A 21,367-nucleotide genomic window follows, 5' to 3' on the forward strand; every position below is an offset into this window, starting at 1 on the left:
GAAACATCATGGATTTTATAGGTGCCTACCAGCCTGATCACCTCGCCTTTTTACTTGAAGGATTTGCTGTCACCTTAAAAGTGGCTTTTATCTCCATCATTTTGAGCTTTATCATTGGATTAGTCGTTGGCACATTACGGTTCGCTCAAATACCGGTTTTATCGAAGGTGCTTGCGGTAGTTGTAGAGACCATTCGAAACCTGCCGCTTTTGCTGATCATCTTTTTCACGTATTTTGCATTGCCAGAAATCGGCATCAAGCTAAGCATCACAGCCTCTGCCATTGCAGCTTTAACCGTGTTTGAATCCGCGATGCTGTCAGAAATTATTCGGAGCGGCCTTAAATCAATTGATAAGGGTCAGATTGAAGCAGCCAGATCTTCTGGCTTAACCTATATTCAAACACTGAAAATGATTATTATGCCGCAGGCTCTGCGCCGAATGGTGCCGCCAATTGTCAGTCAGTTCATATCTCTTTTGAAAGATACGTCGCTTGCCGTTGTCATTGCGCTTCCAGAATTATTACATCACGCTCAAATATTAAACGGTCAAAGCCAATCCTATTTACTGCCGATTTTCTTATTGGCAGCTATGATGTATTTTGTCGTCAATTTCAGCTTATCCATTCTTGCAAGACGATTAGAATACAGGCAGGCATAAAAAAGGACATCCGCTCATAGCGGATGCCTCGGCGAAAAAAACAAAGGGCTAAAATGTAGATCATTTTAGCCCTTTTTGTTTACATCATTCTCATAACACGTTTTCTTAGCTTTTTCATATCCCGCTTTGATGGCATATCATATCGGCTTGCAAAGTGATATGCGAGTGCACCTGCACCAAGCGTTAATAGTGAAGAAGTCATTTTGCCCATTCGAAATTCCCCCTTAACACTTATAGTTGAATTGAACGTTCATCGTCACTAAACAGATCATCTAAGCTGCTTAGTGTCCCGTCTTCCTCCACTTGGTGTGTAGATATTTTGCCTTTTGACAGCGTCAATTCAATAAAACAGCCCCAGCAATAATATTGATTGACCCCAATTTTTCCGATGTCTTTACATTTGCAATTTGGGCAAATGAGCATAATCAGCACCTCTTTACGTTCGGTTTAGAACCAGTGCTTCCTTTTGAACGTTCATCAAGGTTCCGGCAGCCTGCAGCTGTTTCCGAATCCCTGATAGCTCTGTAAAGAAGCCGTCCGAGAGTTCATATGCTACGATTGTGCCCGAATTTGAGCAAAAGTATACATCTTCCAAAATGCCTAAATTTTCACCATCAGGCGACTGCATCATTTTCTTTTTTAATTTTGAAAATAACAAGAATGGAGCAGTGGAATCCATGCCCACTCCCTCCTGACAGCTCACATACAAACCTTTATCTGTCAGCTGATCAAAAGCAGAGAATGGAACGAGTGCACAGTCTTTCTTTTTCCCCTCTAACACATATCCTCCGCAGCTGCCTCCGGCTAAAAAGCAAATATCTTTTATGGAACCAAGTGATTGGGACAGCTCATCTGTATAGATCGTCATTCCTTCAAGTTCTCGGCATGTTCTCAAAATGTGCTCAACCACCTTTTGCGGAACAGTCTTATCGTGTGCGTTTGCTTCATGACTCATACGAAGAAATGGCTTCCATGAACAGAATGGGAGAAGTTCTTTTCATACTAAAAGGCTCCCATATGGAAGCCTTCTACTCATGCATAAAATCAAATGGAGTGATTCCCTCCATGCCAATATTTGCGTCATGTACGCTAAACGGAAGCTCTTTTTGGAGCGCTTCAAGTTCTGCATCCATGATTTGTTCGGTTTGCACTAGCCGCATCGTTAAGGACGTTTGTCTAAGGGAATCCTCATTGTTTTTCACACCCCATTCCAGCGCTGATTCCTCGCCGCACAGTATTAAAAACTTTTTACTGCGTGTAATGGCTGTGTACAGCAGATTCCGCCGAAGCATTCGGTAATAGCTCCTGACGACTGGCAGCACAACAATCGGGAATTCACTTCCTTGTGATTTGTGAATGGAGCAGCAATAAGCATGTGTAAATTGATGAAAATCCTTTTTTGTAAAGGTGATTTCATTCCCATCAAAGGAGATCACGGCCATGTCTTCTTTTTCTGTATTTTCTTTTGCATAAAAAATCGAGACAATTTCGCCGATATCGCCGTTAAAAATGTTGTTCTCCGGCTGATTCACAAGCTGAAGCACCTTATCACCTGTCCGGTACACCACATCACCAAACGGGATTTCTCTGCCTTTTGGTTTTTTAGGATTCAAAATGTGCTGCAGCATTTTGTTGAGCTCATTGATGCCTGCTTTTCCTTTATACATTGGTGCGAGCACTTGAATGTCCTTTGCCGAAAATCCTTTTTGAGCAGCATTGCTGACAACTTTCTCAATGACTTCTTTCATTTGATCAGCTGAACACCGAATGAAGGACCGATCCTTTGAGCGTGCAGTAATATCCTTTGGCAGCACACCATTTTTCATATCATGTGCCAGTTCAACAATGGTTGAGCCGTCTGCCTGCCGGTAAATATCTGTCAGGGTAACAGCCGGCACGGCTTTTGAGGCAAGCAAATCCCGTAAAACTTGGCCTGGTCCGACAGATGGCAGCTGATGTTCATCTCCTACCATAATCACTTGGATATGATCAGGAATCGCTTTAAACAAATGATTCGCCAGCCAAATATCCAGCATACTTGATTCATCAATGATGACAAGCTTTCCTTCAATCGGCTGTTCCTCATCATGCGAGAAGCCCTCCGAACCGTTCCAGCCTAGCAGCCGGTGAATGGTGACAGCTGGAAGCCCTGTTGATTCTGTCATCCGCTTAGCCGCCCGTCCAGTTGGTGCCGCAAGCACAAAGGGGAAGGATTCATCTTTTTTATAATCACTCGGATCAAGAGAAACACCGTGAAGATCACTGTAAAGCTCGACAATTCCTTTAATGACCGTCGTCTTCCCTGTTCCAGGCCCGCCTGTTAAAAGCAGCATCGGGGACATGAGTGCCTTTTGAATCGCTTCCTTTTGTGTCGGTGCATACTGGACGCCTAACCGCTCCTCCAGCTCGCCAAGTGCTAGCAGGAATTCTGATTCAGGAAATTGATCTGCATATTCTGTTTGGGAGACGATTTTTTGAATGCGTTTGGCGACACTTTGCTCTGCATAAAATAAGGATGGATGATAGCAGCGGTCGTCTTCAATGATCATTTCTTTTCCTTCGCCAAGTGCAATGATCTGATTGGCAACATCCATTTCAGTCACTTTGTAATCATTGCCTGTTTGGTTGAGCAGCTTGCGGGTTTCGACGATCAAATCTTTCGTTTGTATGTACGTATGACCGTCCTGTAGACTGGCTGTCTCCACTGTATATAGCAAGGCGGCGCGAATCCGCTCTGGGTCATTACCTGAGATGCCTGTTCTAGCACCAAGCTCATCCGCCTTAATAAATCCGATTCCCTCGACATCCTTGACAAGCTGATAGGGATTTTCCTCGATTTTCTGCAGCGTTTCACTCTCATACACTTGGTAAATCTTCATGCTGAGCTGCGGACCAAAGCCATATTGATTCAGGCTGATCATGATTTGTTCCAGCCCTTGATGCTCCTGAAGCGCTGCGGCCAGCTTATCCGCCTTCTTTTTTGATAAGCGCGGTACATCATACAAAACAGCTGGGTCACGCATAATCTTATGGAGCGTCTGATTGCCAAGCTTCCCGACGATTTCTTCAGCCGTCTTTTTCCCTATCCCTTCAAATAAATCACTTGAGAGATAATGTATGATTCCTTGCTTCGTTGTTGGTACTTCCTTTTGAAAATGAGTGGCCTGAAACTGTTCACCAAATTTCGGATGGCTTGTCACTTTGCCATAAAAGGTGTAGGTTTCCTCCTCATGAAGTGCTGGGAAGTAGCCTGTGACAGATGCTGTTTTTTCCTCTAAGTTTTCCGATGTTTCAATGACTTTTACCTTTAACACCGAGTATAAATTACTTTCATTATGGAAAATAACGGCTTGAATGGTCCCCTTTAAAAACGGTTCGTCCTCAAGCTTCATTTGATCTGGATGTTCCTGCACAGGTCTTCCCTCCTTCCATCTATTCTGCCTCTTGAATCAGCTTTTGCGCATGTAGTGCCAGCATATGGTCAGGCTGCACGTCAATGGCTTTACCCAGCATCTCAAGTGCTTCGTCTTTTTTCTCTAAGTACGCATACGCAACACCTAAATTATAAAAGGCATCTGCATGCTGCGGATCACGCGTGATGACTTCACTAAAAGTTGTCACCGCTTCTTCCAGCATGTGTTCATTGGCTAAGCACATGCCAAATTGAAATCTTGCTTCATTATCTTCTTCGTTTAGTTCAACGGCACGCTGAAGATACGGCATCGCAAGCTTTGGCTGCTCTAATTTGATGAGCGTCTGCCCGAGCATATAAAACAAATCACTATTTTCCATGCCGGCTTTTAGTGCTTGTTCAAAGTAGTCTTTCGCTTTCATAAAGTCTTCTTTTAATGTATATACATTTCCTGCTCCATAATAGGCTGCAGCTGCGGTATGATCAAGTTCAATTGCTTTCTGAAAAAAGTTTAAAGCGCGTTCAAATTCATTGATACTTGAAAGTAAGTTCGCAAAGTTAATATATGGAACCGGGTCCTTCGGGCTTTCTTCTATCGCTTTTGTAAAAGCTTCAGCTGCTTTTTCGATATTCCCTTGATTCAAGGCTTCTATGCCGATTTCGTTATAATTCATTCGCTCTCTCATCCTTTCATTAAAAAACCTCAACAGCGACGTTGAGGTTTTGAAACATGCTACACATACGACAGCTTTTGACCATCTTTGAAGACATCGTCAATTGTACCGCCGCCAAGACATTCGTCGCCATCATAAAAAACAACCGCTTGTCCCGGGGTAACAGCACGAACAGGTTCATCAAAGATCACCATCGCTTCTTGCTCACCTGTCATTTTGACCTTCACATAGTGATCTTCTTGACGGTATCTGAATTTTGCTGTGCAAGTTAATTCACCGTTTTCTCCGACAATATGAGGACGAGTCCAACTGATATTAACAGCTGAAATGCTTTCAGAGTATAAAAGTGGATTGTGGAAGCCTTGTTCAACAAACAAGATGTTTTTCTCCAAGTCTTTTCCAACGACAAACCAAGGATCACCGCTGCCGCCAATGCCAAGTCCTTGGCGCTGACCGATCGTGTAATACATCAGTCCATCGTGCTCCCCTTTTACTTCTCCGTCCATTGTCTGCATCACACCAGGCTGTGCAGGCAAATATTGACTGAGGAACGTTTTAAAGTTTCTTTCTCCAATAAAGCAGATACCTGTTGAATCTTTTTTCGCTGCTGTTGCGAGCTCTGCTTCTTTTGCCAATTCACGAACCCTTTTTTTCTCTAAATCACCGATTGGGAACATGACTTTATCAAGTTGTTCCTGTGTCAGCTGATTTAAGAAATACGTTTGGTCTTTGTTTGCATCAAGACCTCGCAGCATTTTGACTTCATCACCAGTTCGATCAACACGAGCATAGTGTCCTGTTGCCAAATAATCCGCACCAAGTGAAAGTGCATGCTCAAGGAATGCCTTGAACTTAATTTCTTTGTTACACATGACATCTGGGTTTGGCGTTCTGCCCGCTTTATATTCATCAAGGAAATATTGGAACACTTTGTCCCAATATTGCTTCTCGAAATTCACTGCATAATAAGGGATTCCAATTTGGTTACATACGCGGATGACATCCTCATAGTCTTCCGTTGCTGTGCAAACACCATTTTCATCGGTGTCATCCCAGTTTTTCATAAATATGCCGATGACATCATAGCCTTGCTCCTTTAACATAAGAGCGGCAACTGATGAATCGACTCCTCCGGACATACCGACCACAACTCTTGTATCTTCTGGTCTTTTTGTCATCTTCATCAACTCCAATTTCAATGAAACAACATGCGCGTTTCGTTCTTCAGGTGCTTCGCTGTTTCATTTTTCACACACGAACAAAAGGAAGCATTTATTTGGCTAGGCGTTTGACAACAGCCGCTATCTTATGTGCCGCCTGCTTCACATGATCCTCTTCATTCCCAAGACCGAAGCTTATTCTGACTGAGGATGTCAGCTCTTTTGCTTCTTCGCCATACATGGCGCTTAACACGTGCGAAGGAAGGACAGATCCAGCCGTACATGCCGATCCGCTTGAAACAGCAATTCCTTCCATATCTAAATTCACAAGCAGCGATTCAATGGAGACGCCCGGGAAATGAACATTTAAAATGTGCGGCAATGTCTCTTTCGGATGTCCATTGATAGAGAAATTGAGAGATTCCTCTTCGAATACTTGCAGCATGGTTTCTTTGAGCTTACCATAATGCATCGCTTTTTCTCTTCTATTTTGCTTCGTTAATTGAACAGCTTCTGCAAGCCCAACAATTCCTGCAACATTTTCAGTACCGGCACGGCGCTTTCTTTCTTGTTCGCCTCCGAATATTTGCGGAGAAAGTTTCACGCCCTCGTTTACATATAAAAAGCCTGTTCCCATCGGACCATTCAGCTTATGGCCAGAAGCAGATAAAAGATCAATATGGAGATCTGCTGCATCAATGGGCACTATGCCAAACGCCTGCACTGCGTCTGTATGAAAATGAGCAGTGTGATCACGCAGAAGTTCGCCAATGGCTTTGATTGGCTGAATCACACCTGTTTCATTATTGCCGTACATGACGGTCACAAGAATCGTATCATCTCTCAATGCTTGTTTTAATTGATCAAGATGAATCAATCCTGTTTCGTCCACATCTAAATATGTCACTTCAAATCCTAGTTTTTCTAGGCGTTCACATGTATGCAGCACCGCATGATGCTCTGTTTTCACTGTGATGATATGTTTTCCTTCATGCTGTCTTGCCATGGCAACACCTGTAATTGCCAGGTTGTCCGCCTCGGTTCCACCGCTTGTGAGGATGATCTCCTGCGGTTTACAGTGTAATTCTCCTGCAATGACTTCTCTTGCTTCATCGAGCCACTTTCTTGCCTCGCGCCCATATGAATGAATACTAGAGGGATTGCCAAATATCTCTGTAAAGTACGGCATCATCTTGTCCACAATACGCTGATCCATCGGCGTTGTGGCCGCATGATCTAAATAGATTCGTTCCATTTCCGGTACACCTCTGATCTAAATATAGAACATATACGAGTCTTGATCCCCGTCATCTGTGTAGCTTGCCAAGTCTTCAAGAGTTGTATTGTCTAGTACGTCTTTTACTGCATCACGAATACGAATCCATAGTTCACGCTTTGCTGGTTCTTCGTTTTCGATGACTTCAACAGGACTAATGGGTCCTTCTAATACACGAATAATATCACCTGCTGTGATCTCGTTTGGTTCATGTGCAAGAACATAGCCACCATACGCTCCGCGGATACTTTTAACAAGACGGGCATTGCGGAGTGGTGATACAAGCTGCTCTAAATAATGCTCAGACAAATCATTGTTTTGAGCGATTGATTTTAATGATGTAGGGCCTTCGCCATGTTTTTTGGCTAATTCGATCATGATCGTCAGACCATATCTGCCTTTAGTTGATATTTTCAAGTTAAACACCTCTGCGTTTTCTATTCTATGTCATCAATTATTTTTCTGATTTCATATACGCCGATATATAGACCAGAAGCAATTATATCATACTTTCAGCCAACTTTCATTTACTGGTTCTGAGCATGATAGAAGGACGAATCCCTTTTCTATTTGAAGAAATTTCGGTACTCTATACAAACAAGACATTGCTATAGGAGAGATAATTATGAAACCTTTAGCGTACCGGATGCGCCCAAGTCATATTGAAGACATTATTGGGCAGGAGCATCTTGTTGGAGAAGGTCAAATTATTAGGCGAATGGTCGAGGCAAAACATTTATCCTCGATGATTTTATATGGACCGCCGGGCATCGGCAAAACATCGATTGCAACCGCGATTGCTGGCAGTACAAGCATTGCTTTTCGAACGCTGAATGCGGTCATTCACAACAAAAAGGATATGGAAGCTGTTGCCGCTGAAGCGAAAATGAGCGGCCAGGTGATCCTTATTTTAGACGAAGTCCACCGGCTTGATAAAGGAAAGCAGGATTTTCTTCTTCCTTATTTAGAAAATGGCATGATCATTTTAATTGGGGCAACGACGGCTAATCCCTACCATGCGATCAATCCTGCCATTCGAAGCCGGACACAAATATTCGAGCTGAAGCCGCTTGAAACAGAGCAAATCAAAGCTGCGTTAACAAGAGCCTTACAGGATGAGCATCGAGGGCTTGGCGGATATGAGGTGACAGTGGACGATGAAGCGATGAATCATTTTGCCAATGGATGCGGAGGAGACGTGCGTTCTGCTTTAAATGCACTCGAGCTCGCTGTCTTATCGACAAAAGCTGATGAGACAGGGCATATCACAATCACTCTTGCCGCAGCAGAAGAATGTTTACAAAAAAAGAGCTTCTCACATGACAAGAATGGTGATGCTCATTATGATGTCCTCTCGGCTTTTCAAAAATCCATTAGGGGATCTGATACAGATGCGGCGCTGCATTACCTTGCCCGACTGATCGAAGCAGGAGACCTTGAAAGCATTACAAGGAGATTACTCGTGATGGCTTACGAGGACATTGGCTTAGCCAGTCCGCAGGCAGGTCCCCGCGTGTTAAGCGCAGTACAAACAGCAGAAAGAATCGGTTTCCCAGAAGCACGAATTCCACTGGCGAACGCAGTGATTGAGCTGTGTCTTTCTCCTAAGTCTAATTCGGCATATAAGGCGATTGATGCGGCACTTGGTGACATTCGTACAGGGAAAATTGGAGAAGTTCCAGTTCATTTAAAGGATGCTCACTACAAAGGCGCCACAGCACTCGGAAGAGGCGTCGATTACTTATACCCGCATGATTACGAAAACGGCTGGGTGAAGCAGCAATATTTACCTGATCCGCTGAAAAACAAGCAATACTATGTACCGAAACAAACCGGAAAATTTGAAGGTGCATTGAAACAGGTCTATGAAAATTTAAAACGCCAGAAATAAAAAAAGCCCCCTGCATTTCAGCAGGCGGGCTGTTTATTTATCCTTCACACGTGTAATTGGAATATCTTTTAAAAGCTTCATAATGACATGACCACCCATGATCAGTCCGGCAACAGACGGAACGAATGCATTGGATGATGGCGGCATTTGCGCCTTGCGAATCTTCGCTTCATCATTTCCAACTTCTTTTCTGACATCTTCGCGAATGACAATTGGACTTTCATCAGAGAAAATGACTTCAATTCCTTTACGAATCCCTTCCTTACGCAGACGTGTTCTCACGACTTTTGCAATAGGGTCGGTATGTGTTTTTGAAATATCATCAATTTTGAAGCGTGTCGGATCTGTTTTGTTCGCAGCTCCCATACTTGAAATGATGTTCACACCTCGTTTCAGACACTCTTTCATTAAATGAATTTTATAGTGAATGGTATCTGAGGCATCAATGACATAATCAAGCGGATACTCAAAAAATTGCTCGTATGTTTCCTCTGTATAAAACATCTTCAGCGCGACAACTTCACATTCTGGATTAATATCAGCGATTCTCGCCTGCATTAAGTCAACCTTTGGCTGGCCAACTGTTGATAGCAATGCTGGAAGCTGACGATTTACATTTGTAATATCAATATCATCTTTATCAACAAGAACAATACGGCCAACGCCTGAACGAGCGAGTGCCTCAACTGCGAATGAACCAACGCCGCCCACACCAAGCACTGCAACTGTACTGTTTTTTAGTATATTTAAGCCTTCCTTGCCAATGGCAAGCTCGTTTCTTGAAAACTGATGTAACAAGTGCCTCACTCCACCTTTATTTAAAATGAATCGAAAGAATCATATCATATTCAGACTTCTCCGTCATCCTTCTCTAAAAGAAAAAAACACAAAAAAGTCCCGATGACGCCGCCAGCATTTCCTTCGTTTTGAACCCCGCACCATGCAGGTGGGTGCTTTCTTCCTGACTTTATAAGTCCTCTAAAGAGGCATTTATGCAGAAAGGAAAGGCAAGCTCCCGTATAAAAAAATGTTCGGTCAAAACTAGGTAACCACCGTACGTATCAGGACTTTATTTATTATTGATGAAAGCATATCATAGGCATATTTCTTTTTCAAGCGTTTACATACCTATAAACATGCGTCTATTTTACTGTTTTACTTTTGTTTTAATCGCTAAACTCAGCTCATCAAGCTGCGCCTCGCTTACATGGCCAGGGGCATCTGTAAGAACGCAGCTCGCACTTGCCGTTTTTGGGAATGCAATCGTATCTCTTAAGTTAGAGCGGCCTGCAAGCAGCATCACTAAACGGTCAAGACCCAGCGCGATTCCGCCATGCGGAGGAACACCATGCTCAAACGCATCCAGCAGGAAGCCAAATTGTTCGTAAGCTTCTTCTTTTGAAAAACCAAGTAAGCCAAACATTTTTTCTTGAATGTCCTTTTCGAAAATACGAATAGAACCTCCGCCAAGCTCGTAGCCATTCAGCACAAGATCGTAAGCCTGTGCCTTCATGTCTTCCGGGCTTGTTTCAATTAATTCAAGATCCTCGCGAACTGGCATTGTGAATGGATGATGGGCAGCATAGAAGCGGCCTTCTTCTTCATCTTTTTCAAGCAGCGGCCAATCGACAACCCATAAGAAATTGAATACAGACTCATCGATCAGTCCAAGCTCTTTACCAAGTTTTAAGCGAAGTGCACCAAGCGCATCATGGACAACAGACGTCTTATCTGCAACAAAAAGTAAAAGGTCGCCTTCTTCAACTTGCAGCTGTTCTTTTAATTCAGCTTGCTTTGCTTCATCAAAGAATTTAGCGATCGGCCCTTTTAATTCAGTCCCTTCTGCTTTTAGCCAAGCTAGACCTTTTGCACCGTAGTTCGCTGCAAATGCACCAAGTGCATCAATGTCTTTTCTTGAGTGGTTCGCTGCAGCCCCTTTTACATTGATGGCTTTCACAGACCCACCATTTTTCACAGCTCCGCTAAACACTTTGAAATCGGAGTCTTTTACCGTGTCTGAAATGTTCACTAGCTTCATCTCAAAGCGTGTATCCGGCTTATCAGATCCATAAGAATTCATCGCTTCATCGTATGTCATACGAGGTAATGGCAATGTAAGGTCTACTCCTTTGACATCTTTCATCACCTTCGCCATCATCTCTTCAGCAAGCGTCATGATATCCTCTTGACTCATAAAGGACATTTCAATATCGACTTGTGTAAATTCCGGCTGACGGTCAGCACGCAAGTCTTCATCTCTAAAACAGCGGGCAATTTGATAATAACGGTCCATCCCAGAAACCATCAGCAATTGTTTAAATAATTGCGGAGACTGAGGCAGTGCATAAAATTCTCCCTCGTGTACACGGCTTGGAACAAGATAGTCACGCGCACCTTCTGGGGTACTTTTCGTTAAAATTGGTGTTTCAATGTCTAGAAAGCCGTTGTCGTCTAAGAAATGGCGGAATGCTTTTGTGACTTCATGTCGCATTTTCATTGTTTCAAACATTGCAGGGCGGCGAAGATCCAGGTAACGATATTTTAAACGAACATCTTCTGATACCTCATCTGCTTGATCTGAAATCACAAAAGGAGGAGTCTTCGCTTCATTTAAAACGGTAACCGTTTCGACTTGAATTTCAATTTTGCCCGTTTTTAAATTTGGGTTGATCGTTGCTTCTTCTCTTGCAACAACCGTTCCTTTAATATCAAGGACATATTCATTACGAATTGATTCTGCTGTCTCAAGCGCCTCTTTTGATAAGTCTGGATTGAAGACAACTTGTACAATCCCTGTACGGTCGCGCAAATCAATAAAGATTAATCCGCCTAGGTCACGCCTTTTTTGAACCCATCCTTTTAATACAACTGACTGACCGATTTGGTCTTCTGTTACTTCTCCACAATAAAAAGTTCTACCAAACACAAACATTCCACTCCTTCTTTACGCTTTCTGGTGGGCCTTCAACATTTGAATCAGCTCATCAAGCTTCACTTCAATTTGTTCACCCGTTGTCGTATCTTTCACATTCACAATTTGCTGCGCAAGCTCATCTTCACCAAGAACTGCAATAAATTTGGCTTTTAATCGATCAGCCGCTTTAAATTGTCCTTTTAGTTTCTTCCCTGTATAGTCCATTTCACTTGAGATACCTTCTTTTCTCAGACGGTTTAATAATGAAACAGAATAATCCTTCGCTTCATCTCCGAGAGCAGCAATGTATAGATCAATACCATCTTGCAGAGGAAGCTCAATTCCTTCAGCATCGATCGCAGATAAGAAACGCTCAATACTCATCGCAAATCCGATCCCTGGTGATTCAGGACCGCCAATTCCTTCAACGAGCCCATCATAACGGCCACCGCCGGCTAATGTTGTAATCGCACCAAAGCCTTCTGCATTACTCATGATCTCAAATGCTGTGTGATTGTAGTAATCAAGACCGCGTACTAAATTTGGATCAACGACATACTCAATGCCTATATCCGATAAGTATTGTTTAACCTTTTCAAAATAAGTCCGCGATTCTTCATTTAAGAAATCTTGAATGGATGGAGCTGTTGCCATCAATTCATGATCACGATCCTTTTTACAATCAAGAATACGAAGCGGATTTTGATGTAAACGCGTTTGACAGTCGTGACAGAATTCCTCAATTCTTGGTTCAAAGTGCTTGACCAGTGCTGTGCGGTAGTCTGCACGGCTCTCTTTGTCACCAAGGCTGTTAATGACGAGCTTTAAGTTAGAAAGACCTGCTTTCTCATACACACTCATCGCAAGCGAAATGACCTCAGCATCAATGGCAGGATCTTTGGAACCAATCGCTTCTATCCCAAATTGATAAAATTGACGATATCTTCCTGTTTGCGGACGTTCATAGCGGAACATTGGTCCGATGTAATACAGCTTTGTTGGCTGAGCAGGCTGTGCAAACAATTTATTTTCAACATAAGAACGGACGGTTGAAGCTGTTCCCTCTGGACGAAGTGTGATGCTGCGTCCTTTTTTATCTTCAAATGTGTACATCTCTTTTTGAACGATATCAGTTGATTCGCCTACTCCCCGTGCAAACAGCTCAGTATGCTCAAAAATCGGTGTGCGGATTTCTTTGTATTGAAAGGCTGCACATGTATCTCTCGCAATTTGTTCAACATACTGCCAGCGTTCTGACTCTCCAGGTAAAATATCCTGTGTGCCTCTTGGAATATTAAAACTCATTTTTCGTCCTCCTACGACCATCATTCATTTTTTATGTGGACATATAAAAAACCCCCGCCTCTACTATGTGTATAGTAGGGACGAGAGTTATACCCGTGGTGCCACCCTAGTTGGAACATGATCCAGCCATGTTCCCGCTCAAATCCTTAACGCAGATTCACGTTCTCCGCCTATTGACTCATTTTTAGAGCGTTCAGCAGGAAACCTACAGAGTGTTCTTTCGTGATAAATGCCATGCGGATTCGCTTTCAGCCTAAGGCGATTCCTCTCTGCTCACGCAATTTACCCTACTATTCTCTATCATCAGTTCCACATTTTAAATTTTCAAGTGTGTTGATTTATATTATAATAAGGTCGGTGCTGCCACTCTGTCAACCCTTGCCGTGCCTCTTTTTCTTTTCCAGCTCTTCTTTTGACGTACATCCGTATTCAGATGCGGTCTCTTCAAGGAAGCCTGGCTGATCCATTTCGTCGTGCTGCCAGCGGTCGATATCACGATGTCCATTATATTGCACTCGTCCTAATTTTCTGCTTAATCTCATGTTTGTACATCCTTTTATCACATTTTTATTTAGTATAAACAGATTGATTCATTTTTATTAGGGAAACTGCAAGGAATTCATCCACTACATAACGAATTAACATTCATCGGTTTTACAAGGGAGGGGAAAACACCGTTTTGAATCTGAAAAAACATAATCAAATGATGATGCTGCTTACTTGTTTTGTTCTCATCGCGAGTTCTTTGCCTATGACACATGCTACAGCACAAACAGATCAAGCTGTTGTCGCAACAGATGAAATCAATGTGAGAACGGGCCCTGGTTTAAGCTATGGAATTGCAGCTGTTGTGAAACGCGGCGAAAGTTATCCCATTCTCACTGAACAAGGAGAATGGGTGCAGATCCAATTATCAAACGGACAAAAAGGCTGGGTCGTCTCATGGCTGATTACCACATCATCCGGCGCTCAAAAATCCGCGAAGCCAAAGGCGCAAGGTCAAAGCACGGCTGGAGGCAGTACAATTACTTCAACAGCTTCCGACCTTCGCATCCGGACAGGCCCCGGGACTTCCTATCAAGTGATTGGTACTTTCCCGCAAGGTGCTACCGCTAAAAAGCTCGAGACAAGCGGCGAATGGACGAAAATTTCGTATAAACAAGCAGAAGGCTGGGTTCACTCTGATTATGTTTCAGAGGGGCAGAAAACTTCTCAATCAAGCTCCGGCGAGTCCTCTCGCTCTAACCAGACAGGCACAGTTGGCGTATCAAGCTTGAATGTAAGGCAATCGGCCGCACCAAATGCACAAGTCGTCGCTTCACTTGCCCGCAACACACAGATCACCATTTTGCGAGAGCAGAACGGCTGGTATGAAATTGAGGGGAAAGGCGTAAAAGGCTGGGTTGCAAGCTATTACATTGTCACAGGCAAAGGAGCAGGCTCTGCACCTGAAAAGAGTTCATCCTCTTCGGCTTCTGAACAAAAAGCGTACATTGTCTATGATGGCACCAATATTCGAAAAAGCGCTTCTACCTCTGCTGGGATTGCAGAAAGAGCAACAAAAGGAGCTGCCTATCAAATCGTTCGGACGCAAGGTGACTGGTACGAGGTGACACTATCAAACGGCGGAACTGGCTATGTGGCGAGCTGGGTCGTTCAAACGAAGAAAAATAGCAGCGACGCGCCAAGACCTCAGCACGATTCATCGTCTGGAACTGGTTCTTTAAAAGGGAAAACGATTGTTCTTGATCCTGGTCATGGCGGAAAAGACAGCGGCACAATCGGCGCAGACGGTGCTTTTGAAAAGAACATCACCATCAAAACCGCCAATTTACTGGCAGGCAAATTAAGGGCTTCTGGTGCAAATGTATATTTAACAAGAAGTGATGATACCTTTATCAGCCTTCAATCAAGGGTGGCAACATCTCATTACCGAAATGCAGATGCATTTATTAGTCTTCATTACGATAGTTTTATGGATCAAAGTGTTAGAGGAAGTACAGCGTATTATTATCAAGCAGCAAAAGATCAGCAATTAGCGTCAAGCGTTCATTCAGAAGTTGCAAAACGCTCTCAAATCCCTGATAAGGGTGTCAAATTCGGAGATTACTTTGTTTTAAGAGAAAACAAACGCCCTTCCCTCTTATATGAACTCGGGTATTTAAGCAATCCTCAGGAGGAAGCGATCATTTATAGCGCCTCTTACCAAGAACGAGTCACAGAAGGAATGACTGAAGGATTAAAACAATATTTCCGTTAAAAAGAAAGAGGCCGCTGCGCCTCTTTTTTGTTTATCCGCAAAAGAAAAAGACTCTAAACAAACTCCCGCATGAGTTCATCTACAGTCTAAAGAGAATCTATTCTTTGCTGTCCATCAAGATCGTGACTGGTCCTGAATTTGTCAATGTCACGTCCATCATCGCACCAAAACGGCCAGTTTCCACATGGATGCCTTTTTCTCTAAGGGTTTTATTGAAACATTCATAAAGCGAGTTGGCTGCATCCGGCTTGGCGGCTTTCATAAAATTCGGCCGTCTGCCCTTTCTCGTATCACCATATAGGGTAAATTGTGATACAGACAGAACGCTTCCTTTTATGTCCAATAATGAACGATTCATTTTCCCATTTTCATCTTCAAAAATACGTAAATGTGCAAGCTTTTCAGCTAAGTAAAGCACATCTTCTTCTGTATCTTCGTGTGTGACACCAACAAGCACCATATATCCTTCGTTGATGGCACCTGTGATCTCTTCTTCTACCTTCACAGATGCATTTGTCACACGCTGCACAACAAGCCTCATAGACGATATACTTCCTTTCTAATTCATGAATCGGCGAACAGAGTAAATGTCTTTGATTTGTTTAATGCGTTCGACCACTTTGTGCAAGTGATTAATATTTTGGATAAAGATCGCCATATGGATCGTCGCCACTTTGTTACGATCAGACTTCCCAGAAACAGAGGAGATGTTCGTTTTGGTTTCGTTGACTGCTTGAAGCACCTCGTTAAGTAAGCCGCGTCTATCATATCCTAATATTTCAATTTCCACATTGTATTCTTTACGGTTTTGAGCAGGCTGCTCATGCTCCCACTCGACGGGAATTAACCGCTCCTGCGCTTCTCCTGTCTTCACGTTCGGACAGTCGTCGCGGTGAACAGATACGCCTCGGCCCTTCGTAATAAAACCGACAATGCTATCGCCAGGAACAGGATTACAGCACTTAGATAAGCGGACAAGCAGGTTATCAATTCCTTTGACCCTTACGCCAGCTTCCCGTTTTTTCCCGTGATACGTCTTCGGTTCCACCGTCACTTCTTGAACGGTTTTCTCTTGCTCTTCTTGATCTCTTTGTTTTCTTTCTTTTTCCGTTAAACGATTGGCGACCTGCAGTGCAGTAATGCCGTTATATCCAACAGCTGCATACATGTCCTCTTCGTTTGAAAAATTAAATTTGTCAGCCACTTTTTGCAGGTTTTCAGCGGTCAGAATGTCTTTGACATCAAACTCAAGGTTTTTGATTTCTTTTTCCACGAGCTCTCGGCCTTTTTCGACATTTTCTTCACGGCGCTGTTTTTTGAAAAACTGTCTGATCTTGTGCTTCGCTTGGGAGGTTTGGGCAAGCTTGACCCAATCCTGACTTGGCCCGTAGCTGTGCTTTGATGTCAGAATTTCAATAATGTCACCTGTTTTTAGTTTGTGATCGAGCGTGACCATCTTGCCATTGACCTTGGCACCGATCGTTTTATTCCCAATTTCCGAGTGAATCCGGTAAGAGAAATCAATTGGAACTGAGCCCGACGGCAGTTCAATGACGTCTCCTTTTGGAGTAAACACAAACACCATATCAGAGAAAAGATCAATCTTTAACGACTCCATAAATTCTTCTGCATCTGTGGATTCGTTTTGAAATTCAAGAATTTCTCTAAACCAAGAGAGCTTCTTCTGGAAGACCGCTTCTTCCGTTGATTCTGCTGACTCTTTACCTTCTTTGTATGCCCAGTGTGCCGCAATCCCGTATTCTGCGATTTCATGCATTTCCACTGTACGGATCTGAACTTCAAGCGGATCGCCTTTTGGTCCAATCACCGTTGTATGAAGAGACTGGTACATGTTCGGCTTTGGCATCGCGATATAATCCTTAAACCTGCCTGGCATCGGCTTCCAGCATGTATGGATAATCCCGAGCACAGCATAACAGTCTTTAATGCTGTCAACCAAAATACGAACGGCAAGCAGATCATAAATTTCATTAAACTGCTTATTTTGCAAGACCATTTTGCGATAAATACTATAAATATGTTTTGGTCTGCCGGAAAATTCAGCCTTGATGTTCACCTCAGACACGCGGTCTTTCACTTCATTGACGACCTCGTCCAAGTATTCCTCACGTTCCGCTCGTTTGCGCTTCATCAGATTCACAATCCGGTAATATTGCTGCGGATTTAAATAACGGAGTGCTGTATCTTCAAGCTCCCACTTAATCTTTGAAATCCCTAATCTGTGCGCAAGCGGTGCAAAGATTTCAAGTGTTTCATTTGAAATTCTCCGCTGCTTTTCCTGCGGAAGATGCTTGAGCGTTCTCATATTATGAAGACGGTCTGCCAGCTTAATCAAGATCACGCGGATATCCTGCGCCATTGCAACAAACATTTTTCGATGGTTTTCGGCCTGCTGTTCTTCTTGTGATTTATATTTAATCTTCCCGAGCTTTGTGACACCATCAACAAGCATTGCTACTTCCTCGTTAAAATGCTCTTTTAAATCCTGTAATGTCACATCTGTATCCTCAACTACATCGTGCAGGAAACCGCCTGCAATGGTTGATGGGTCCATTTCAAGATCAACAAGAATGCCCGCCACTTGAATTGGATGGATAATATAGGGCTCACCAGATTTCCGGTATTGCTCCTTGTGTGCATTTTCAGCATATTCATATGCTCGCTCTATAAATTGAATATGTTCAGCGGACAGGTATTCTCTTGCTTTGTCAATGACCTGCTGCGCCGTTAAAACTTGTTCGTTCGCCATGGAATCACCTTTTTAAATGAAAACTGTATTGTAGTTTATTATCAAGAAAAATTCGATAGATGTAAAGAGAAGAAGTCCGCTAAAAGATTTTTGATAGGAAAAAAGCACCCTTCTTACTGAGTGCTTTTTACGAAAACTCCATTAGTATTGCATTAACGTCATGATGTCGTAGCCGTCAAGCTTCTTTCTGCCGTCCAGATACGTCAGTTCAATCAAAAATGCAATCCCTGCCACAACGCCGCCTAATTCCTCTACAAGCTTAATGGACGCTTCAATTGTTCCACCAGTCGCAAGTAAGTCATCTGTAATCAGGACACGCTGACCAGGACGAATCGCATCTTTATGAATCGTTAATACATCTTTACCATATTCCAAGCCGTAATCGACTTTAACGACTTCACGAGGAAGCTTTCCTTCTTTACGAACCGGTGCAAAACCTACACCAAGTGCGTATGCTACAGGGCAGCCAATAATGAATCCACGCGCTTCAGGTCCAACAATGAGATCAATGTCTCTTTCCTTCGCGTAATCAACGATTTGATCCGTTGCATAACGGTACACTTCGCCTTTATCCATTAACGTTGTAATATCTTTAAATTGTACACCTTCCTTTGGGTAGTCAGGTACAACTGTCACATATTGTTTTAAATCCATCTTTTCCTTTTCCTCCTCGTACGTCAAAGCACAGGTGAGACTTCGCTCATCATGCTATTCAGCCATTCCTTCAGCTCTTTAGCTGAGGAATATGTTAGTGTTTGATCGAGTTCCATCAATCGTTGTTTTGCTGTATAGGATGCTGATGCCGTTAAATCTTTTTTAGGGGCATCAAGTACTATTGACAGCACACCATTCTCTATTTTAACAAAACCGAGTTCAAAAAACACCTTTGTCATAAAAATGATTGTATCTTTTGTCCAGCCTCTATGTTTGGCAAGGTCCATTCCTTGTTCTTTGATAGGAAAACTTCCCCGTTTAAACAAGAACCCATAAAACCATTTGAATTGGTCACGGCTTGGGAAAGAGGACATAAAATGATCTTCTTTTCTTTGAAAAACCGTATAAATTCTGGCAGGCTTTTGATTTTCTAAAAGCTGCTTCAGCAATTGCTCATCTGCGGGAACATCCGCAAAGACCACATATTTGCCCTGTACATCAAACGTTGATACATTTTCTGCATGAACATGATGAATGGGGATATCGACGTCCTGTTTTGTTGCTTCATCAAAACAGACAACCAAAGATTTTTCTGAATCAAGTGTCGAGACTTTCTTCTCCCAATCCTTTTTCCCGCGCAGATCAAACAGCTGCCATTCATCAACTCGTGCATCTTTTAGCATCAGCTGGGGCTTCTTCCGGTTATTCCATTCATTGACGGACATTTCTCCAATCACGGAAATGCGGCTTCCTGGAACAATTTCTTCTTTTAATTTCCCTTGGTGAAAACCGACACAGTCAAGCAGCTTGTCTTCGTCTTTCAAAGACATTTTAATATGGTTGTGATTTGCCCCAATCGTTCGGATATCTTCAAGCTTCGCATCTTCAATCATAATGAACGGTTTTGGGTTTGACATACCGAATGGTGACAGCATCCCCGCTTCCTCAATCGCTTCAACCGTCAATTCGTCTACCTTGCATACTGCATCGACCCGCTGTATTGGAATAAAATCTTCTTCCGTCAATGTTTCATTTGCATATTGATTTAATCTTTCCCTTAGTAAAGCGACATCATCCGCTCGAAGTGTCATCCCTGCTGCCATCGGGTGCCCCCCGAAATGCGGCAGGATGTCGCGGCATTTGCTTAGATGGAAAAATAGATCGAAGCCAGGAATACTCCGGGCTGATCCTTTTGCCATTTGCGTCTCTTCATCAATTCCAAGCACAATCGCCGGACGAGAAAAAGTATCCGTCAATTTAGAGGCAACAATTCCGACAACGCCCGGATTCCAGCCAGCTTTCGCTACAACGATCGCAGACTGGTCATCACCTGCCTCTTCCACCATTTGAATGGCTTCTTCTGTGATCGTACTGACAATCTTTTGTCGTTCTTTATTCAGTTCCTGTACAAAACGAGCGAGCTCTTCTGCTTCATCCTTATCCTCAGTCATCAGAAGATGAACGGCAGGATCTGCCTGTTCAATTCGTCCTACAGCATTCAGCCTTGGCGCAATTTGAAAGCCGACCGTTTCCTCATTGGCTTCTTCTAGAGTGGCTCCCGCTTCTTTCAATAATGCTTTCAGCCCCGGTCTATTCGACTGCCGAAGCTGCACAAGGCCTTTTTTGGCGAGCCACCTATTCTCATCATGAAGCGGTACAAGGTCCGCAATTGTCCCGATTGCTGCAAGATCTAACAGCTGAACTGGCAGCTTCCCAAGCAGTGCATGCGCCACTTTAAACGCTACGCCTACACCAGCAAGTTCTTTAAAGGGATACTCACAGCCAGGCTGCTTAGGATGGACAATAGCAAGTGCCTCAGGCAGCTCCTCACTTGGTTCATGGTGATCTGTAATGATTAGGTCTAACCCTATTTCTTTTGCAATACGTGCTTCATTTACAGCAGCAATGCCTGTATCGACCGTGATGACAAGCGATGCTCCTTGCTCCTTGATATATCGAAATGCCTGTTCATTAGGCCCATAGCCTTCTTTAAATCGATCTGGAATATAAAAGTCTACTATCGCAGACCGCTCTTTTAATGTATGTAAAAGTACAGACGTACTTGTCACACCATCTGCATCATAGTCTCCGAAGATCACAATCGATTCCTGCTCTTCGATCGCTTTGTTGATGCGCTCTACTGATTCTTTCATTCCTTTTAATAGAAATGGATCATGGAATTCGGCTTTTTGATCAAATAAAAAAGACCTCGCCTCTTCTACTTCTTCAAGTCCTCTTTTTACGAGAAGCGATGCAGTCAGCGCTGAAATATTCAGATTTTCAGAGAGTGATTTCACTTTTTCTTCGCTTGGATGTTCATATTCCCAGCGCATTTTGGATAATAACATAAATTCACCCCTCAACCACACTATTATACTAGAGTGGCCTGAGG

The 21,367-nt window shown here is 43.2% G+C and carries 19 protein-coding genes, 1 other RNA gene and 1 other annotated feature; of the genes, 3 read left to right on the forward strand and 17 right to left on the reverse strand.

Going from position 1 to position 21,367, the window contains the following annotated elements; genetic code table 11:
• The first annotated feature begins 8 nt into the window (after positions 1 to 8).
• Positions 9 to 659, forward strand: coding sequence for an amino acid ABC transporter permease (locus NST65_RS12105; RefSeq protein ID WP_024427867.1), 651 nt, complete (start codon positions 9 to 11; stop codon positions 657 to 659).
• Positions 660 to 738: 79 nt separating this feature from the next.
• Here NST65_RS12105 and NST65_RS12110 read toward each other — a convergent pair whose 3' ends face one another.
• From NST65_RS12110 to NST65_RS12145, 8 genes are all read right to left on the reverse strand, one after another.
• A complete protein-coding gene (locus NST65_RS12110; protein ID WP_003216198.1) occupies positions 739 to 870 on the reverse strand; it encodes a YrzQ family protein in 132 nt (43 codons plus the stop codon).
• A 20-nt stretch (positions 871 to 890) separates the two neighbouring features.
• Positions 891 to 1,082: a hypothetical protein gene (locus tag NST65_RS12115; protein WP_003216308.1), complete on the reverse strand. Its 192-nt coding sequence runs from the start codon at positions 1,080 to 1,082 to the stop codon at positions 891 to 893.
• 13 nt (positions 1,083 to 1,095) lie between these two features.
• Complete coding sequence (locus NST65_RS12120; RefSeq protein WP_052470355.1) at positions 1,096 to 1,614, reverse strand: PRC-barrel domain-containing protein; 519 nt, start codon at positions 1,612 to 1,614, stop codon at positions 1,096 to 1,098.
• A 73-nt stretch (positions 1,615 to 1,687) separates the two neighbouring features.
• Positions 1,688 to 4,072 carry an ATP-dependent RecD-like DNA helicase gene (locus NST65_RS12125; protein ID WP_041118108.1) on the reverse strand — a complete coding sequence of 795 codons (2,385 nt, stop codon included), beginning with the start codon at positions 4,070 to 4,072 and terminating at the stop codon, positions 1,688 to 1,690.
• A 19-nt stretch (positions 4,073 to 4,091) separates the two neighbouring features.
• Complete coding sequence (locus NST65_RS12130; RefSeq protein ID WP_034279920.1) at positions 4,092 to 4,745, reverse strand: tetratricopeptide repeat protein; 654 nt, start codon at positions 4,743 to 4,745, stop codon at positions 4,092 to 4,094.
• Positions 4,746 to 4,804: 59 nt separating this feature from the next.
• Entirely contained in the window at positions 4,805 to 5,923 is a 1,119-nt protein-coding gene (gene mnmA / locus NST65_RS12135; protein WP_111926403.1) for a tRNA 2-thiouridine(34) synthase MnmA, read from the reverse strand.
• Between the two features lie 94 nt (positions 5,924 to 6,017).
• Positions 6,018 to 7,160, reverse strand: a complete 1,143-nt coding sequence (locus tag NST65_RS12140; RefSeq protein WP_111926401.1) for a cysteine desulfurase family protein — start codon at positions 7,158 to 7,160, stop codon at positions 6,018 to 6,020.
• A gap of 18 nt (positions 7,161 to 7,178) precedes the next feature.
• Positions 7,179 to 7,598, reverse strand: coding sequence for an Rrf2 family transcriptional regulator (locus tag NST65_RS12145; protein ID WP_024423125.1), 420 nt, complete (start codon positions 7,596 to 7,598; stop codon positions 7,179 to 7,181).
• A 208-nt stretch (positions 7,599 to 7,806) separates the two neighbouring features.
• On the opposite strand from NST65_RS12145, the gene NST65_RS12150 reads away from it, so the two are divergent.
• Positions 7,807 to 9,072 carry a replication-associated recombination protein A gene (locus tag NST65_RS12150; protein WP_025092426.1) on the forward strand — a complete coding sequence of 422 codons (1,266 nt, stop codon included), beginning with the start codon at positions 7,807 to 7,809 and terminating at the stop codon, positions 9,070 to 9,072.
• A gap of 33 nt (positions 9,073 to 9,105) precedes the next feature.
• Here the strand turns inward: NST65_RS12150 and NST65_RS12155 are convergent, their stop codons facing one another.
• The 5 genes from NST65_RS12155 to NST65_RS12175 form a co-directional block, all read right to left on the reverse strand.
• Positions 9,106 to 9,870, reverse strand: a complete 765-nt coding sequence (locus NST65_RS12155) for a tRNA threonylcarbamoyladenosine dehydratase (RefSeq protein ID WP_024423127.1) — start codon at positions 9,868 to 9,870, stop codon at positions 9,106 to 9,108.
• Between the two features lie 92 nt (positions 9,871 to 9,962).
• Positions 9,963 to 10,143: non-coding RNA, 6S RNA (ssrS, locus tag NST65_RS12160), on the reverse strand.
• 76 nt (positions 10,144 to 10,219) lie between these two features.
• Complete coding sequence (aspS, locus tag NST65_RS12165) at positions 10,220 to 11,998, reverse strand: aspartate--tRNA ligase (RefSeq protein WP_111926591.1); 1,779 nt, start codon at positions 11,996 to 11,998, stop codon at positions 10,220 to 10,222.
• An 18-nt stretch (positions 11,999 to 12,016) separates the two neighbouring features.
• A complete protein-coding gene (gene hisS, locus NST65_RS12170) occupies positions 12,017 to 13,291 on the reverse strand; it encodes a histidine--tRNA ligase (RefSeq protein WP_041115117.1) in 1,275 nt (424 codons plus the stop codon).
• A 73-nt stretch (positions 13,292 to 13,364) separates the two neighbouring features.
• Positions 13,365 to 13,604, reverse strand: a binding site (T-box leader).
• Positions 13,605 to 13,662: 58 nt separating this feature from the next.
• A complete protein-coding gene (locus NST65_RS12175; RefSeq protein ID WP_003216250.1) occupies positions 13,663 to 13,833 on the reverse strand; it encodes a YrzK family protein in 171 nt (56 codons plus the stop codon).
• 137 nt (positions 13,834 to 13,970) lie between these two features.
• On the opposite strand from NST65_RS12175, the gene NST65_RS12180 reads away from it, so the two are divergent.
• Entirely contained in the window at positions 13,971 to 15,551 is a 1,581-nt protein-coding gene (locus tag NST65_RS12180) for an SH3 domain-containing protein (RefSeq protein WP_111926399.1), read from the forward strand.
• Between the two features lie 97 nt (positions 15,552 to 15,648).
• Here NST65_RS12180 and dtd read toward each other — a convergent pair whose 3' ends face one another.
• From dtd to recJ, 4 genes are all read right to left on the reverse strand, one after another.
• Positions 15,649 to 16,092: a D-aminoacyl-tRNA deacylase gene (gene dtd / locus NST65_RS12185; RefSeq protein ID WP_034279904.1), complete on the reverse strand. Its 444-nt coding sequence runs from the start codon at positions 16,090 to 16,092 to the stop codon at positions 15,649 to 15,651.
• A gap of 18 nt (positions 16,093 to 16,110) precedes the next feature.
• Complete coding sequence (locus NST65_RS12190; protein WP_034279902.1) at positions 16,111 to 18,321, reverse strand: bifunctional (p)ppGpp synthetase/guanosine-3',5'-bis(diphosphate) 3'-pyrophosphohydrolase; 2,211 nt, start codon at positions 18,319 to 18,321, stop codon at positions 16,111 to 16,113.
• A gap of 141 nt (positions 18,322 to 18,462) precedes the next feature.
• On the reverse strand, positions 18,463 to 18,975 hold the full coding sequence (locus tag NST65_RS12195) for an adenine phosphoribosyltransferase (protein WP_034279900.1): 513 nt from the start codon (positions 18,973 to 18,975) through the stop codon (positions 18,463 to 18,465).
• Positions 18,976 to 18,998: 23 nt separating this feature from the next.
• Positions 18,999 to 21,323, reverse strand: a complete 2,325-nt coding sequence (gene recJ, locus NST65_RS12200) for a single-stranded-DNA-specific exonuclease RecJ (RefSeq protein ID WP_111926397.1) — start codon at positions 21,321 to 21,323, stop codon at positions 18,999 to 19,001.
• Between the last annotated feature and the right edge of the window lie 44 nt (positions 21,324 to 21,367).

It is taken from the genome of Bacillus sp. FSL P4-0248 (assembly GCF_038593305.1).
Taxonomy (GTDB): Bacteria; Bacillota; Bacilli; order Bacillales; family Bacillaceae; genus Bacillus; species Bacillus safensis.